This is a genomic window from Rhizobium sp. SEMIA 4085, assembly GCF_013004495.1.
GTDB classification, from domain to species: Bacteria; Pseudomonadota; Alphaproteobacteria; order Rhizobiales; family Rhizobiaceae; genus Rhizobium; species Rhizobium gallicum.
Map to the genome: position 1 here is coordinate 1 of NZ_JABEPH010000027.1, position 16,604 is coordinate 16,604.

Genomic DNA, 16,604 nt, shown 5'->3' on the forward strand with positions numbered 1-16,604 from the left:
CCTGGTGTGGGTCTCCTGCCCGTGGCGTGGAGCTGCATTCCGGGTGGTTCGGGCGGGCGTGTCCGTGCCCGGGAAAAGGGGCGAGCTTCTCCTGCCGCTCTCCCGCGCGATCGCAAAGGCCGGGCAGACCTTCCCGCCAGTCGCCGTGCTGGCGCTTGCCGTTCCGGCCACAGGCTTCGGCGCCGCTCCGACGCTGATCGCTCTCTTTCTCTATGGCCTGCTGCCGATCTTCGAGAATACCGTCTCCGGATTGCGTCAGGTTTCGCCGTCTGTTCTTGATGCCGCTGACGGCATGGGGATGGATGCGATACAGCGGCTTTTGCGCGTTGAACTGCCGCTTGCGCTTCCGCTCATTCTTGAGGGACTAAAGGTCGCGACCGTCATCAATATCGGCACGGCGACGATCGGCTCGACGGTTGCGGCAAAAGGCCTTGGCGAGGTCATCATCGCCGGCCTGATCTCCGACAATACAGCCTTCATCCTGCAAGGCGGTCTCATCGTCGGCCTGATGGCCGTGACTCGACACGAGGCTCTGGGCCTCATCGAAAGCGCGAGCACGCAAAGAATAGGCTTGCGCCCCGCATAGCGGGAAAGCTACCAAGGCTGCCGCAATACCGGCAATGGGAGGCCGCCTTGGCAAAGATGATCCACTCCATGATCCGCGTACTCGACGAAGCGCGCTCCGTCGATTTCTATAGCAAGGTCTTGGGGCTGACAGTCGCCGATCGGGTCGATTTCGAGACCTTCACGCTGATCTATATGAGCAATGCCGAGACCGGATTCGAGCTGGAGCTGACGATCAACAAGGGCCGTACCGCATCCTATGACCTCGGCAACGGCTATGGTCACCTCGCCGTTTCGGTCGATGAGGTCGCCGTCGAACACGAGCGATTGACGAAAGCCGGCCTCAATCCCGGCAAGCTTGTCGAGCTCAACCGCGACGGCAAGCTCTTCGGCCTCTTCTTCTTCATCACCGATCCCGACGGCTACAAGATCGAAGTTCTGCAGCGTCACGGTCGTTTCCGTTAAGAGCACTCCCATGATCGAAAGAGCCGAACTTCTCAGCGGCTGGACGCTCTCCTGCAACGATACAGGGCGTCTTGGACTGCCCGAATTCATTCCCGCAGCCGTTCCCGGTTGCGTGCATCTCGACCTTCTGGCAAACCGGCTGATCCCGGACCCCTATCTCGACGTCAACGAGATCAGCAGCGACTGGATCGGCAAAACGGAATGGACTTATCGCTGCAGCTTCGAAGCCGCCCCTGATGAACGCAAAGTTCATGAGCTGGTTTTCGACGGGTTGGATACAATCGCGACGATCCGATTGAACGGCGAGGAGGTGGCGCGAACCTTCAACCAGCATCGCACCTACCGCTTCGATGTTTCAGCTTTGCTGAAGGCCGGCGTCAACGAACTCAGCGTCACCTTCCATTCCGCCTATGCCCACGGTGCGGAGATGGAAAAGCGTTACGGCTACCGGCCCAACAATTATCCGGGGCCTGGCAACCTGATGCGCAAGATGGCCTGCAATTTCGGCTGGGACTGGGGACCGACCTTGGTGACTGCGGGGATTTGGAAGCCGGTGCGACTGGAAAGCTGGGATCGGGCACGGCTCCTCGAGACGCGGGTATCGGCGACGCTTGCAGGTGGCGATGGCCTGGTGAAGGTCCATGCCAAGCTGACGCAGCATGGCGCATCGGGTGCCTGCAGGATCGACGCCGAGATTGCGGGCGTATTTCATGCGGTCGAGATCGCGGAAGGTGCCGGAGAGGTCAGCTTCGACATCCGCGTTCCATCGCCGCAGCTTTGGTGGCCGCATCATCTCGGCGCCCAGCCACTCTATCCGCTGAAGATCGCGTTGCGCGATAGCGTAAACGATGACTTACGCGATAGCTATTCCAAGGAAATCGGCTTTCGCTCCGTCCGGCTGGATACTGCGCCGGACGCACATGGCTCGGCCTTCACTTTCATCGTCAACGAGGTGCCGCTTTTCATCTGCGGCGCGAACTGGATTCCCGACGATTGCTTTCCCTCGCGTGTGACTTCGCACGGCTATGTCTCGCGCATCGCCGAGGCGAAGGCAGCAAACATCAATATGCTGCGCGTCTGGGGCGGCGGCATTTTCGAGCGCGATGGATTCTACGAGGCTTGCGATCGCGCCGGAATGCTGGTCTGGCAAGACTTTCTTTTTGCCTGTGCTGCCTATCCGGAGGAAGAGCCGCTTCGTAGCGAAGTGGAAGCCGAGGTACGTGACAATGTCGTCCGGCTGATGTCACATGCTTCGCTCATCGTCTGGAATGGCAATAACGAGAATATCTGGGGCTTCGACGAGTGGGGCTGGCGGCCGATCATCAAGGAGGGCGTTACCTGGGGGCTTGGCTATTATCTCGATCTGCTCCCGAAGCTGTGCGCCGAACTCGACCCCGACCGGCCCTATTATCCCGGTAGTCCCTATTCCGGCACGATGGATATCGCGCCCAATGCGGATGAACACGGTTGCAAGCATATCTGGGATGTGTGGAACGACGTCGGCTACGAGGTTTATCGCAACTACATCCCGCGCTTTTGCTCCGAATTCGGCTGGCAGGCGCCGCCGAGTTGGGCGACGCTCGAAGAAAACGTGCATGACAATCCGCTGACACCGCAATCACATGGCGTCTTCCATCATCAAAAGGCGACACATGGCAACGAGCGGCTGATCCGCGGCCTTGCCGGCCATTTGCCCATACCGAAGACGATGGCCGACTGGCATTTTGCCACACAGTTGAACCAGGCGCGCGCGATCCGCTTCGCCGTCGAGCATATGCGCTCGCATCGCAGCATCTGCAAAGGTGCAGTCGTTTGGCAGTTCAACGATTGCTGGCCGGTAACCTCCTGGTCCGCACTCGATTCCGCGGGGCGGCGCAAGCCACTCTGGTACGCCCTGCAACAGGCTTTCGATCCGCGCCTGCTGACGATCCAGCCGCGGGGAGACAAGCTCGCCGCCATAGCAGTCAACGAGCGGACGCTTTTCTGGCGGTCGAAAATCAGCGGCAGACGCGTGAAGCTCGACGGGACGGTACTTGCCGAATTCGAATTCTGGCGACTGCTCTGCGACAGGTTCGAATCCAAGGAATTTATCCTGCCGGACGACATCGCCACTCCAGCTGCGGCTGATGACGAGGTGGTCGTCGTAGAGATGCTCGACAAACGCGCCTTCCACTATTTCGTCGAGGATGTCCACTTGAAGCTGCCGAGGCCGCAGTTCGAGGTCGCAGTTACCCGTGTTGTCGACGGATGCGAGGTGGAGGTCACGGCCAGAAGCTTTCTGAAGGATATTTGCCTGATGGCCGACCGGCTCGATCCGACTGCAGTGGCAGGTTCCATGCTTGTCACCCTGCTGCCGGGCGAGAGCCACGTTTTCACACTTAACACGAAGAGGCCAATCTCTTCGGACGATATCGTCCCGGGCGTGGTTCTTCGCTCGGCCAACGATCTCCTTTGGTAGACACCAAAAAGGCCCCGCCAGCCGCGGGGCCCTTTCCGGCTCGTTCGCGCGAACGACGTTACATCCAGTAAGGTGGCACGCCGTAGTAGTCATAGATCCGGCGGCTGTTATCGTTGTACCAGTTGTCGTCATCGTCCGCGTAGCTCGGCGCGTTTTCGATCTCCTCCTTCGTGAGATCGATACGGTATCCGTCAAGCTGCGTGTCGTAGTTCAGCTTTTCCCAGGGCAGCGGATAGTGGTCGTTGCCGATACCCAGGAAGCCGCCAAAGCTCATCACGGCATAGGCCACGCGGCCGTCCTGCTTTCCGATGATCAGGCGCTCGATCGAGCCGATGTGCTTGCCATCGGCGCCATAGACACGAGTGCCTTCAACGCGGTCACTTGCAATCAGCGACGGAGTATCCTTTACATCGGGATCGCGGCGGTTGACATCACCCTCTTCATTGAGCATTTCTGCTTCTCCTCACCTGTCAGTCATGGAAATACAACGCGTCTTCGGACTCAAAAGTTCCCAGGTTACCGGAGCGCGGAAGCGCGTTGACGTTTACGTCAAAGTTAGTGTACCTCTAATCCAGCTTGAACGGTTCAAGCATTGGCATAAGCTGCCCTTCGGAGGATGGAGGATCATCCGACCGGCAGCCGCAGACCGGCATCCGTTGCCGGATAGGGGAGAGAGACACGATGAGCAGCATTTCCGTCCATCCAGGTGGCTCGAAGCGGCAAAAGCCTTGGCTTGCCGCCTATCCCGCGATCGTTCCGGCCGAACTGCCGCCGCCGGAACATGGTTCGCTGGCGGACCTGCTGGACAAATCCTGCACGACCTATGCAACCCGCGTTGCCTTTTCGAGCATGGGCAAGACGCTCACCTATCGGGAGCTCGGAGAGCAGACGCGCAAGGTCGCAGCCTGGCTCCAGAGCATCGGTCTTCAGAAAGGCGATCGGGTCGCCGTGATGATGCCGAATGTGCTGCAGAACCCTATCGCGGTCTACGGCATCCTGCGCGCCGGCCTGGTCGTCGTGAATGTCAATCCACTCTATACGCCGCGCGAACTGGAACACCAGCTGCGCGATTCAGGCGCCAAGGCGATCTTCGTACTGGAGAACTTCGCCCGCACGGTCGAACAGGTGCTGGCAAAGACCGATGTGCGCCATGTGGTGGTGACTTCGCTTGGCGAATTGCTGGGTCCAAAGGGACTGATCGTCAATTTCGTCGTCCGCAAGGTGAAGAAGCTGGTCCCCTCGTGGTCGATCCCGCAGCACAAGACATTCAAACAGATCTTGGGCGAAGGTGCGCGCAAACCGCTGCAACCGCCGGCCATTAATGGCAGCGATATCGCCTTCCTTCAATATACCGGCGGCACCACAGGTGTAGCCAAGGGTGCGGTGCTGACACATCAGAACCTGCTTGCCAACAAACGGCAGCTGCAGCTTTGGCTGAAATCCGCTTTCGAGCTCAAGAAGCAGCCGGACGTGCTCAACTTCATGTGCGCACTGCCGCTTTATCACATCTTCGCGCTGACGGTGAATTCGCTGATGGGCATGTCTCTCGGCGCGCACAACATTCTGATCGCCAATCCGCGCGACATTCCGGGCTTTGTCAAAGAATTCGGCAAGTCGAACGTCCATATCTTCCCCGGCCTTAACACGCTGTTCAACGCGCTGATGAACAATGCCGACTTCGCCAAGCTCGATTTCTCCTCGCTCATCATGTCGCTCGGCGGCGGCATGGCGGTGCAGCGGCCGGTCGCCGAGCGCTGGCTGAAGATGACGGGCTCGCATATCACCGAGGGCTACGGCCTTTCCGAGACCTCGCCGGTCGCAACCGCCAACCGCTTCGATTCACCGGAATTCACCGCCTCGATCGGCTTGCCTCTCCCCTCTACCGAGATCGACATCCGCGATGAAAACGGTAATTCCCTGCCGCTCGGCGAGATCGGCGAGATCTGCATCCGCGGTCCGCAGGTGATGGCCGGCTACTGGCAGAAGCCGGAGGAGACCGCGAAGGTGATGACGGCAGACGGCTTTTTCCGCAGTGGCGACATGGGCTTCATGGACGAGCGCGGCTACACCAAGATCGTTGACCGCAAGAAGGACATGATCCTGGTTTCCGGTTTCAACGTCTATCCAAACGAGATCGAGGAAGTCGCCGCCATGCACCCGGGCATCATCGAGGCCGCCGCGATCGGCGTGCCGGATGGCCATTCCGGCGAAGCGGTGAAACTCTTCGTGGTGCGGAAGGACCTGGCGCTGACCGAGGCCGATGTGAGGGCCCATTGTGCCGCCAACCTCACCAACTACAAGCGTCCCCGCCATATCGAATTCCGCACCGAATTGCCGAAATCGCCGGTCGGCAAGATTCTGCGCAAGGACCTGCGCGGCTGATTTTAACACCCGCATGGAATTTGAAGCCATCCGCCTGCGCGCGGGTGGCTTTTTTGCATTCCGGCGGTGGCTGAACTTGATTTACGCCCTACAAAGCGAATAGTTTCCGCAACCCTTTCCGCCTTCAAGGAGCCTCCCATGAATGTCATCGTCGAACAGCTGAAGAGCACTGCGGCCGCCACGAAGGCAACCGATATCCGCGACGCCTTCGCCGCCGATCCGCAGCGCTTCTCGCGCTTCACCGCCTCGCTCGACGACCTTTTGATGGACTATTCAAAGACCGCCGTGAACGACGAAATCCTGGCGCTTCTTGTCAAGCTCGCAGGAGAAGGCGGTGTGGAGAAGAAGCGCGAGGAAATGTTTTCTGGCAAGGCGATCAACTTCACAGAAGATCGCGCCGTTCTACACACTGCGCTTCGCAACCGCTCCAATACGGCGGTGCTGGTCGACGGCAAGGATGTGATGCCGGATGTCAACGGTGTTCTCACCGCCATGGGCAAGTTCGCCGACGGCATCCGCTCCGGCGCGCTGAAGGGCGCGACGGGCAAGCAGATCACCGACGTCATCAATATCGGGATCGGCGGCTCGGACCTCGGCCCGGTCATGGCGACCCTGGCGCTCGCGCCCTTCCATGATGGCCCGCGCGCGCATTTCGTCTCCAACATCGACGGCGCCCATATCGCCGACATCCTGAAGCAGGTTCAGCCGGAAACGACGCTCTTCATCATTGCCTCGAAGACCTTCACGACGATCGAGACGATGACCAATGCGCAGACGGCGCGCAACTTCATCGCCAAGGCGCTGGGTGAGGCTGCGGTGCAGCACCATTTCGCGGCCGTTTCGACGGCGCTCGACAAGGTCGCCGCCTTCGGCATCGCGAGCGAACGCGTCTTCGGCTTCTGGGATTGGGTCGGTGGCCGCTATTCCATCTGGTCGGCCATCGGCCTTCCGCTGATGATCGCGATCGGATCGGAGAACTTCGGCAAGTTCCTCGACGGTGCGCATGCAATGGACAACCATTTCCGTAAGGCTCCGGTTACCGAAAACCTGCCGATGCTGCTCGGCCTCATCGGCTTTTACCATCGCAATGTGCTGGGTTATCCCACCCGTGCGATCCTGCCCTACGACCAGCGCCTCTCGCGTTTCCCGGCCTACCTGCAGCAGCTCGACATGGAATCCAACGGCAAGGGCGTGACGATCGACGGCACCCCGGTCGAGAGCAATTCCGGCCCGGTTGTCTGGGGCGAGCCTGGGACCAACGGCCAGCACGCATTCTTCCAACTCATCCACCAGGGAACGAGCATTATTCCCGGGGAATTCATGATCGCCGCCAACGCCTTCGAGCCGGAACTGCGCCACCAGCATCATTTGCTGATGGCCAATTGCCTGGCACAGTCCGAAGCGCTCATGAAGGGCCGGACTTTCGAGGAAGCCAAAGCGCAGCTCACGGCCAAGGGGATGGACGACAAGCAGGCCGATTTCATCGCGCCGCACCGGGTCTTCACCGGCAACCGGCCATCGATAACCTTCGTTTATGACAAGCTGACACCCTATGCGCTCGGCCGCCTGATTGCGCTCTACGAACATCGCGTATTCGTAGAAGGCGTGCTCTTCCGCATCAACTCCTTCGACCAGTGGGGGGTCGAGCTCGGCAAGGAACTGGCGACCGGCCTGCTGCCGGTCATTGAAGGCACGGAGAGCGCGGCAGGACACGATAGCTCGACCCAAGGGCTTGTTGCAGCATTGGCGAAGCTTGCCACGTAAGATCCCTCGGATCCTTCGGGTTACGCCCCTTAACAATGGCTGTCGGATCCTCGTCCCAGCGGATGTGGGGAGGTATCTCGATAGCAGGCCCGGCGTTATTCGAAACACGGAAAGAGAACATGTTCACCGAACGGACCATCGTTCAGCGTCGCATAAGGCGCAATGCGCAACCGGTGTCGGTAGGCTCTCGCAGCGTCTCGCAGTTCGCGGCAAGCTCGCCAATCCTGAATCCGACTACCTACCTCGAAACGCTCATCCGACCAACCATGCCGTTAACCTGAAGCGAGTTCCTCGAAGAACCCTCGGACGTCACCGCCGGAGGACGTAAATAGCGCCTCCGGCGTCGTCGGATATTAGGAGGGACCCGGCCGGCGCTTCCTTGACGTCCCCGTGCCGTCCGACGCCTCTGGCGAAAGTCGTCGCCGAGACGGGGCGCGCCCCTTGGAAGCGCACCCGCACTACCTGACGGCCGACCGGAACAGACCTGTCCCAACTGCCGTGCTCGGCAACCAGGGCGTCGCCGCCGAGGCTGCGGAAGAAATGGATTCCCAAGGTTGCGACATGCGCCTGAAAGTTGAAGACGGGCGAAATCTGCCGCGCGGGCGGCGGCGCGTCCTCGAACCCTTTGAGCCGAACCTGGCCTCCGAAAAAGGGAAAGCCGTAAAAGCCGCCGGGCCGCAGCGCGTTCAGCTCGTCTGGTGGGATATCGTCGCCCATGCGGTCGGCGCCGTTGTCGGTAAAGAACATCGTGCCGCCTCGCCAGTCGAAGCCGACCGAATTGCGCACACCCCAGGCCACTCGTCGAAGGTCTGACCCGTCCTGGTCCATGCTGACGATCGTGCCTTGCAGCCCGCGCGGCAAGCAAATGTTGCAGGGCGATCCCAACGAGACATAGAGCCGGGAATCGGGACCGACGGCGATATAGCGAAAACTGTGAGCTCCCGAATTCGGCAAGTCTCGACGAATATCACGCCTACCGCTCAGAGCGCCCCCACGCCCGATGTTGAACGCGGTTACGCTGTTCCTCGAAGCAACGAACAAACGACCACGGGAACATGCGACCCCGTTGGGAGCGGAGAATCCCGAAGCGACCGGCCGGGCGCGACCGCCGGACAATGGCACGGCATAGACCGAGGAACCTTTGGTTCCAACGAACAATATGTCGCCGCAAACCGCCATTTCGCGCGCCGCCGGAACACGTGCGAGCAGCTCGGCCCGCGCCGGGCCAAAGGCCACGCCGGAGGCGACAGTCGCGACGGAGGCGAGCGCGAGAAATCCAATTCTAGCAGAGAGAAATCCGGCTTTAGGGGAAAAGACGTTCATCGGCGCCCTCCGAATACAAGCTGAATTGCCGGAAGGAATTGGAGCGGCTTAATTTCGTTTCAAGACGGAGTCCAGGCCTCACGGCGAAGTGATCTACTGGGTTGATGGGCGGCTCGGCCGCGGGCGTGGCGAAGCGCTCTAGAGCTGCCTGTTGCGCCGACGAGAACGTCAGGGGCCAGCTTGGAAAGGAAGTTTGCCCTTTAGATTGCTTGTCTTATCTTACCGCCTAATTCTCCCTTTGACACATCGTCTGACGTTCGACGATCCCGACGCTCTCGGATCGTGCCTCAAGATATCGGGTGGGATCTGTGATTTTCATTTGAAGCTGTCGAAACGCGCCACATCTGATCGTCTGTACCAGGAAGGGAGAGCCGGATGAATGTGACGGATGACGAGCTCAAGATTTTTGAGGCAGAAGGCGCGCCACCGCTGCCGACGGCGGCAGCCGCAGGTTTCATCGAGCATGACGGTGCCAAAATCTTTTACGCGACTTACGGGAACGGCCCTGCGGTGATCCTGCTGCATGGCGGGCTTGGTAACAGCGGCAATTGGGGCTACCAAGTGCCGGCATTGATCGAGTCCGGCCGGAAGGTTGTGGTCATCGACAGCCGTGGGCATGGCCGCAGCACGCGCTATAGCCAGCCATATGAGTACGAGTTGATGGCGACGGACGTTCTGGCAATCATGGATCATTTAGAGCTCGCCAAAGCAGCGCTCGTCGGCTGGAGTGATGGCGCCTGCACGGCACTCATCCTTGCCGATCAGCATCCGGACCGCGTCTGTGGTGTCTTCTTCTTCGCGTGCAATATGGATCCGAGCGGCACGAAAGAGTTTGTCGCGACACCCGTCATCGATCGCTGCTTCAGCCGACACCGGAAGGACTATCAGGCACTATCGGCAACACCCGATCAGTTCGATGCCTTTGTTCAGGACGTCAGCAGGATGATGGCGACCGAGCCCAACTACACAGCGAGCGATCTCGCGCGGATCAAGGTGCCAGTCGCGGTCGTGCTGGGTGAGCGCGACGAATTCATCAAACCCGAGCATGCCGACTATCTCGCGCGCAACATCCCAGATGCGGAGCTCATCCTGCTGCCCGAGGTCAGCCACTTCGCGCCATTGCAGCGGCCCGAGCACTTCAATCGCGAGGTACTCGGCTTTCTTGATCGGCTTGCGTAGCTCAAAGGCCGATTTCGTGCGCCCAGGGCGGATTGGCGCCGGCGCGCGAAACGGTGACGGCCGCGGCCTTTGCTCCAAGCGACAGAGCGTTGTGCAGCGCCTTTTCGTTGAGGGAGGCAACCTGCGCCTTGGTCAGCAGATTGTCCATCTTCAGCGAAGCGAGGATGCCCGCATCGAATGTATCGCCCGCACCAACCGTGTCGACCACGGTGACGCGCTGGCTCGGCACAACGACCTTGCGATCCTTGGTGTAGCCCGACGCGCCTTCCGCGCCCTTGGTGATGACGACGAGCTTGGCGCCATGCTTCAGCCAGTGGGCCGCCAGATCGTCATGGCTGCCTTCAAGGCCAAACCATTCGAGATCCTCGTCGGAAAACTTGACGATATCGGATTTCGCCACCATGCGCTTGATGCGCGCCATGTGGGCTTCCTTGTTCTTGATGAAGCCGGGGCGGATGTTCGGATCGAGCGAGATGACGCGCTTTCCGGCTTCTCGATCGAGTAGCGTCTCGTACGTCTCGCCGCAGGGACTGGGGATCAGGCTGATGGCGCCGAAATGTAGCGCCTCACAATCGTCTGCGAGGACCGGAAGGTCGTCTGTGGTGATCATGCGGCCGGCCGTGCCTTCATCGTAGAAGGCATAAGTCGCCTGACCTTTCACCAGTTTAACGAATGCGAGCGTCGACGGGCGGGGCGATATGGCGCAAAGGCTGAAATCGACATTGCTGGCGACCAGCGTCTCGCGCAGGATATCGCCCATCATGTCATCGGCGATGCCGGTAAAGAAGGACGTCGGAACGCCGAGCCTGCCGAGCGCAATCGCCGTGTTGAAGATCGCTCCGCCGGCATAGGGCGCGAAGCTCTTCTCGCCGAGAGTCGTCTCCCGCGGCAGCATGTCGATCAACGCTTCGCCACAGCACAAAATCATTCCGGCCTCCCAACGTATCGGTGAATTTCGGTCTTCAAATCGATTAGATAATTTCGTGGCAAAAGCAAAGCCGCACTTTGCCTATCTGGCCTTAAAGCGACGAAACGCCGCCGTTGCGGCCCGACCAGGCGAGCGGCGCGTCGAGGAAGGCTTCCACTTCGCTGAGCGTCTTCTCGTCGAAAAGCTCCTGCGCTTTCGCAACAGCCAGAACGTCACGCCAGGTAGCGATGTAATGCAGCTTCACCTTCCCATCAGCAAAGCGCAGCGCGCCTTCGTCAAAGATACCGTAGTAGAAGAGTGCAATGCCGTGATCAACAATGCCGCCAGCCGCGCGGATGGCATCGATGAACTTGAACATGCTGCCGCCGGCCGTCGTCAGATCTTCGATGACAAGGACGCGCGAACCTTCCGGCATATTGCCCTCGATCTGCGCATTGCGGCCATGGCCCTTCGGCTGTTTGCGCACATAGATCATCGGCAGGCCGAGACGATCGGCAAGCAACGCGGCGAAGGGAATCCCCGCCGTCTCGCCGCCGGCAATGCAATCGAACTGCTCGAAACCGGCGTCACGAAGGACGACGCCTGCGGCGAAATCCATCACCGTGGAACGGATTCGCGGGAACGAGAGCAGCTTGCGGCAATCGATATAGACCGGACTCGCCATGCCGGAGGAGAGCTTGTAGGGCTGGGCGGCGTTGAAATGGACCGCCCTGATCTCCCAGAGCATCTTCGCCACCAGTTCGGCCATGATGGCGCGGTCGGGAAATGTCGTGTGGATCATCGCTCTCTCCTTCGCATAAATCCATGCGGCAATAGCAGCAAGCGCGAAAAGATTCCAGAACTGCGAGGGTCCGGCATCAAGAATAGCAACGAATGCGTCAACTCTTTCAAACATTTCTGATTGTGCAAGGGCATGACAGGAATATCGTAAGATCATGGAACATATCGAAATCTTTCAGCGTCTCGGTGTGGCGCTTGCGATTGGCCTGCTTGTCGGCGTCGAGCGGGGCTGGCAGGAGCGCGACGTCCGGGCGGGCGGCAGGACAGCAGGTATCCGCACATTCGCCCTCACTGGTTTTCTCGGCGGAATAGCCGGGACGCTGCATTCGCTGATCGGCCCCTTCCTGCCGGCCACGATCGCGGCACTGCTTGGCCTCGTCTATGTTGCCGGGAATTGGCTGGAGACCCAGGAAGACGAAGACTACAGCATCACCTCGGTCGTGGCTGCGCTTGCGGTTTTCGGGCTTGGCGTTCTCGCCGCTGTCGGTGACATCGTGACTGCGGCTGCAAGCGGCGTCGTGATGACCATAATTCTTGCGGCGCGCCACAGCCTGCATGGCTTTCTGAGAGGTATGACCTGGCCGGAACTTCGCTCTGCGCTGGTGCTGCTTGCCATGACCGTGGTTGCTCTTCCGTTGCTTCCCGACAGGCCACTCGACCCTTGGGGCGCGCTCAACCCTTTCTCCCTTTGGGTGCTGACAATTACCATCGCAGCACTTTCCTTTGCCGGCTATCTCGCCATCAAGCTGACGGGCACGAATCGGGGCATTCTGCTTGCAGGTGCAGCCGGGGGATTGGTTTCCTCCACTGCGCTGACGCTCTCGTTCGCCCGTTACTCCAAGCAGGCGCCTCAGGGTTCGACACATCTGGCGGCCGGAGCGGCTGTTGCCGGCGCCTTGTCCTTTGCCCGTGTTCTTGTCATCGGCAGCGCCTTGTCATTCGACTTGCTTGCTCCGCTTGCAGCCGGCCTGATCCCGGCGATCATCGGCTTTCTGATTGCCGGCTTCTTCTGGGTCTGGCGTTCCGGCTCCGCGAGAGAGGTGCCGGAAATTGAGCTGAAGAACCCGTTCGAACTTCGCATGGTCTTCTCTTTCGCCGCGCTGCTTGGGTTGATCAGCCTGATATCGAAGATGGCAATCGACTATATCGGCGCGTCGGCGCTTTACGCCGTGGCCGCGATCTCCGGGCTGGTCGATGTGGACGCCATCACACTTTCGACGGCGCGCCTTATGGGCACGGCGATCAATGTCAAAACCGCCGCCGACGTCATCCTGATCGCGGTCGCCGTCAATGTCATGACAAAGGCGGTGCTGGCCTTCACCGCCGGTACGCGGGAGTATGGTGTCGCCTTGGGTTTGGCGTCGGCAGTCGCGGTTGCCATGGGAGGCATCGCCTATTTCATGCTCCGCAGCTTCATGCCTCACTAACACGGCGGGTTGTCGAGAAGCCGGCCGATATCGACCGGCAGCATTCTCTTGTAGAGCGCGATCGCAGTCCGCCCCTCCTGTTCGCTGAGCGAGATCGAATAGCGCACGGCTGCTGCAAGCAAATGCATCGTCAGCCGCGCAATCGCCAGCAATTGGCCTTTTTCGCGCTCCGGCCACAGTTTTTCCAAGACCTCGAACAGTCTTTTCGAGTGGAATTCCATATCCTCGGCATCGACCTGCTGCAGCAGCTTGTCGGCCTGGGTCGCATGCCAGATGTCGCGCATGACCGGTTCTCTGCGGAAGAAATCGCAATACTGATCGACGATGTTGCAGAGCGCCTGCTGCAGCGTTTCGGTGCTCGTCACCTTGGCCAGCTCTTCCTCTACGCAGTGCCTGCCCTGCTCGTTGAAGCGTTCGGCAAGCGTCCGGATGATGGAGCTCTTGTCGGGGAAATACTGGTAGAGAGCGCCGAAGGAAAGCTCGGCCTTTTCAACGATTTCGCTCATCCTCAGGGCGTCGCTGCCGTTTTTTTCGATCAGTTCCACTGCCACTGACAAGATCTTCTCGAAGCGTTCCCGACCCCTCTGCTGGCGCGGGATGCGTCGAGGTTGACCGGCCGATTGCAATTCTCTTTTACGCCTGACCACGGTCCATTCCGCCATTCGGCCCTCCATTTTTCTATTGACGGACAAAATAAGAGAGTTTATCTCATTATGCAAATAAGAGATTTTCTCTTGTTTTGTGGGAGGAGCAGTTAAATGCAGAATTCCGAAATCATCCTCGTCGGCGGCGCGGGAAAAACAGGCGGGCGCGTCGCTTCCCGGCTCAAAGAGCGCGGAATCAGGTCGCGCTTCGCTTCGCGCTCCAGCACACGCCCCTTTGATTGGGAGAATAGAGCGACCTGGCCCGCGGCACTTGAGGGCGCAACCAGCGCATACGTCACCTTTCAGCCCGATCTCGCCGTCGCCTGGGCGGCCGTTGCAATCGGCGCCTTAGCGAAGACGGCCGTCGATTGCGGTTTGCGGCATATCGTCCTGCTTTCCGGCCGCGGTGAAGACGGTGCCGAGCGCAGCGAAGAGATGCTCAAGGCCGCCGGCATCGGCTACACGATCCTGCGAGCATCCTGGTTCTGCCAGAACTTCAGCGAAGGCGCGTTTAAGGGTTCGATCGCCGCGGGAGAACTCATCCTGCCCGCAGGTGAGGTCAAGGAGCCCTTCACCGATGCCGACGATATCGCCGATGCTGCCGTTACCGCGCTCCTCGATCAGCGTCACCTCGGCAAAATCTACGAATTGACCGGGCCAAGCGCGCTTACCTTCCGGGATGCGGTATCGGAGATCGCGACGGCGACCGGCCGGGCGATCCGCTACCGCCAGGTTTCCATGGAAGACTTCAAGGGCGGACTCTCTTCGGCCGACCTGCCGACAGAAACGATCGATCTTCTTGAGGAGCTCTTCGGCAAGGTTCTCGACGGCCGCAACTCGCGCGTCATGAACGGTGTTGCGGAAATCCTCGGGCGGCCGCCGAAAAACTTCAGCCAATATGCCCGCGAAACCGCGGAGACCGGCATCTGGGGAACATGAACATGGGAATAATTCTCACCGTCGCGCTCGTCGCCGCCGCAATCGGCAGCGGCCTTGTCGCCGGCATCTTCTTTGCCTTCTCGACCTTCATCATGACCGCCTTTTCCCGCATTCCGCCGGAGCAGGGCATCGCGGCGATGAATTCGATCAACGTCACGATCGTGCGCTCGCCGTTCATGCTCGTCTTCATTCCAACCGCCATCCTGTCCGTCCTGATCGCCGTCCTGGCCGTCATTGACTGGCGGGGAGTCGCAGGCATTTGGATGTTGGCTGGTGCCGGGCTCTATGTCGTCGCATCCTTTGTCTCAACTATCGTCTTCAACGTGCCGATGAATGATGCGCTGGCAAAGGTCAGCGGTAATGGCGCGCAAGCCGTCAGCGTCTGGAATACCTATGTGAAGGATTGGACCTGGTGGAATCACGTCCGCACGATCGCGTCCCTGCTTTCCGCAGTTGCCTTCGTCCGAGCCCTGATGATCCTTTGATGGAAGCGAAAGGACGTTGATCCTCCCACCCGCCTTTCAGCATCTTTCGCAGAAGGTGATGCGGCTGTTGAAGGGGTCGACGGCCTGCATCTCGAGCCCCCACGGCGCCTCTTGGACGCCCGGCTTCATGTAGCGATAATTGTTGTCGACGAGTTCCGCCTGGAAGGCGCGAACACCGCTCACCGGCACAAAGGCAAAATTGAATGGGCCGATCAAGAGCGTTCGACGTCCCAGTGCAGCGGGAACATGGGATCGAATACCGTCACCGTTCCGGCACCGGTTTCGATCTTCGTCGGATATGACACGGGGACGTCGCGCTTCACCAGCGTGACGCGCTCTTCGTTCGGCGAAAGGCCGTACCAGGCCGGACCGTTCAGAGAGACGAAGGCTTCGAGCTTGTCGAGCGCGCCCTCCTGCTCGAAGACGTGGGCAAGGCAACTCATCGTATTGATCGAGGAATAGATGCCAGCGCAGCCACAGGCGCACTCTTTCAGCGGATCGATATGCGGTGCCGAATCAGTGCCTAGGAAGAAGCGCTTGTCGCCGCTCACAGCGGCCACACGCAGCGCCAGGCGGTGGGTTTCGCGCTTGGCGACCGGCAGGCAGTAATAATGCGGCCGGACGCCGCCGACCAGGATAGCATTGCGGTTGATGATCAGGTGGTGTGTCGTAATGGAGCCTGCGAGATTGGCTTTCGACGACTTGATGTAGTCGATGCCGTCTGCCGTCGTTACGTGCTCCATCGTGACTTTGAGCTCCGGCAGGCGCTCGCGCAGGGGATCGAGCACCGTTTCGATGAATACCGCCTCACGGTCGAAGATATCGACCTCAGGTGTCGTGACTTCACCATGCACGCAAAGCGGCAGACCGATCTTCGCCATGCGCTCCAGCACCGGCATGGCCTTTTCCATGTCGCGCACACCGCTATGGGAATTGGTGGTCGCACCCGCCGGATAAAGTTTCACCGCCGTGATCAGGCCGCTTTTCTTGCCTTCCTCGACATCGTCGGCGCTCGTATGCTCCGTGAGGTAGAGCGTCATCAACGGCTCGAAGCGATCGCCGCTCGGCAATGCCTCGATGATCCGCGCGCGATAGGCTTTCGCGTCCGCCGTCGTCACGACCGGCGGCACGAGGTTCGGCATGATGATGGCGCGGGCGAAGTTGCGGCTGGTATCGCCGATCACACCTACAAGCATCGCGCCATCGCGCAGATGCAAGTGCCAGTCGTCAGGGCGGCGGATGGTGATGGACTGCATGCGCTATAAC

15 protein-coding genes and 1 pseudogene are annotated in these 16,604 nt (G+C 60.0%); 9 read left to right on the plus strand and 7 right to left on the minus strand.

Annotation, left to right across the window (positions count from 1 at the left end; genetic code table 11):
- From C9413_RS04880 to C9413_RS04890, 3 genes are all read left to right on the plus strand, one after another.
- A partial coding sequence (locus C9413_RS04880) for an ABC transporter permease (RefSeq protein ID WP_246703696.1) occupies window positions 1-586 on the plus strand: 586 nt, incomplete at its 5' end.
- 47 nt (window positions 587-633) lie between these two features.
- Window positions 634-1,029, plus strand: a complete 396-nt coding sequence (locus tag C9413_RS04885; protein ID WP_039843796.1) for a VOC family protein — start codon at window positions 634-636, stop codon at window positions 1,027-1,029.
- A 10-nt stretch (window positions 1,030-1,039) separates the two neighbouring features.
- A complete protein-coding gene (locus C9413_RS04890) occupies window positions 1,040-3,487 on the plus strand; it encodes a glycoside hydrolase family 2 protein (protein WP_170250235.1) in 2,448 nt (815 codons plus the stop codon).
- 58 nt (window positions 3,488-3,545) lie between these two features.
- Here the strand turns inward: C9413_RS04890 and C9413_RS04895 are convergent, their stop codons facing one another.
- On the minus strand, window positions 3,546-3,938 hold the full coding sequence (locus tag C9413_RS04895; protein ID WP_039843794.1) for a PRC-barrel domain-containing protein: 393 nt from the start codon (window positions 3,936-3,938) through the stop codon (window positions 3,546-3,548).
- 230 nt (window positions 3,939-4,168) lie between these two features.
- Here C9413_RS04895 and C9413_RS04900 point away from each other — a divergent pair, with 230 nt between their 5' ends.
- Together C9413_RS04900 and pgi are read left to right on the plus strand one after the other, a co-directional pair.
- Window positions 4,169-5,869 carry a long-chain fatty acid--CoA ligase gene (locus C9413_RS04900; RefSeq protein WP_039843793.1) on the plus strand — a complete coding sequence of 567 codons (1,701 nt, stop codon included), beginning with the start codon at window positions 4,169-4,171 and terminating at the stop codon, window positions 5,867-5,869.
- A gap of 138 nt (window positions 5,870-6,007) precedes the next feature.
- Entirely contained in the window at window positions 6,008-7,633 is a 1,626-nt protein-coding gene (gene pgi / locus C9413_RS04905) for a glucose-6-phosphate isomerase (protein ID WP_170250236.1), read from the plus strand.
- 309 nt (window positions 7,634-7,942) lie between these two features.
- On the opposite strand, the gene C9413_RS04910 is transcribed toward pgi, so the two are convergent.
- The gene (locus tag C9413_RS04910; protein ID WP_170250237.1) at window positions 7,943-8,956 is read right to left on the minus strand and encodes a PQQ-dependent sugar dehydrogenase; all 1,014 of its coding nucleotides are present in this window, start codon (window positions 8,954-8,956) and stop codon (window positions 7,943-7,945) included.
- Between the two features lie 375 nt (window positions 8,957-9,331).
- On the opposite strand from C9413_RS04910, the gene C9413_RS04915 reads away from it, so the two are divergent.
- The gene (locus C9413_RS04915; RefSeq protein ID WP_039843791.1) at window positions 9,332-10,135 is read left to right on the plus strand and encodes an alpha/beta hydrolase; all 804 of its coding nucleotides are present in this window, start codon (window positions 9,332-9,334) and stop codon (window positions 10,133-10,135) included.
- 1 nt (window position 10,136) lies between these two features.
- Here C9413_RS04915 and C9413_RS04920 read toward each other — a convergent pair whose 3' ends face one another.
- Together C9413_RS04920 and C9413_RS04925 are read right to left on the minus strand one after the other, a co-directional pair.
- Window positions 10,137-11,063, minus strand: a complete 927-nt coding sequence (locus C9413_RS04920; RefSeq protein WP_039843790.1) for a carbohydrate kinase — start codon at window positions 11,061-11,063, stop codon at window positions 10,137-10,139.
- A gap of 91 nt (window positions 11,064-11,154) precedes the next feature.
- Window positions 11,155-11,844 (minus strand): orotate phosphoribosyltransferase, encoded by a 690-nt coding sequence (locus C9413_RS04925; RefSeq protein WP_039846599.1) that lies wholly within the window; start codon window positions 11,842-11,844, stop codon window positions 11,155-11,157.
- A 154-nt stretch (window positions 11,845-11,998) separates the two neighbouring features.
- Here C9413_RS04925 and C9413_RS04930 point away from each other — a divergent pair, with 154 nt between their 5' ends.
- Window positions 11,999-13,270 (plus strand): MgtC/SapB family protein, encoded by a 1,272-nt coding sequence (locus C9413_RS04930; protein ID WP_039843789.1) that lies wholly within the window; start codon window positions 11,999-12,001, stop codon window positions 13,268-13,270.
- On the opposite strand, the gene C9413_RS04935 is transcribed toward C9413_RS04930, so the two are convergent.
- Window positions 13,267-13,932, minus strand: a complete 666-nt coding sequence (locus tag C9413_RS04935) for a TetR/AcrR family transcriptional regulator (RefSeq protein WP_039843788.1) — start codon at window positions 13,930-13,932, stop codon at window positions 13,267-13,269. The two genes, C9413_RS04930 and C9413_RS04935, sit on opposite strands and share 4 nt — an antisense overlap.
- Before the next feature lie 96 nt (window positions 13,933-14,028).
- Here C9413_RS04935 and C9413_RS04940 point away from each other — a divergent pair, with 96 nt between their 5' ends.
- Together C9413_RS04940 and C9413_RS04945 are read left to right on the plus strand one after the other, a co-directional pair.
- A complete protein-coding gene (locus C9413_RS04940; protein WP_039843787.1) occupies window positions 14,029-14,853 on the plus strand; it encodes an NmrA family NAD(P)-binding protein in 825 nt (274 codons plus the stop codon).
- A gap of 2 nt (window positions 14,854-14,855) precedes the next feature.
- The gene (locus C9413_RS04945) at window positions 14,856-15,338 is read left to right on the plus strand and encodes an anthrone oxygenase family protein (RefSeq protein ID WP_039843786.1); all 483 of its coding nucleotides are present in this window, start codon (window positions 14,856-14,858) and stop codon (window positions 15,336-15,338) included.
- Between the two features lie 36 nt (window positions 15,339-15,374).
- Here the strand turns inward: C9413_RS04945 and C9413_RS04950 are convergent.
- Both C9413_RS04950 and pyrC read right to left on the minus strand, forming a co-directional pair.
- Window positions 15,375-15,533, minus strand: a pseudogene (locus C9413_RS04950) (glyoxalase superfamily protein); the annotation flags it as partial.
- A gap of 17 nt (window positions 15,534-15,550) precedes the next feature.
- Window positions 15,551-16,594 (minus strand): dihydroorotase, encoded by a 1,044-nt coding sequence (pyrC, locus tag C9413_RS04955; RefSeq protein WP_039843785.1) that lies wholly within the window; start codon window positions 16,592-16,594, stop codon window positions 15,551-15,553.
- Window positions 16,595-16,604 lie beyond the last annotated feature (10 nt).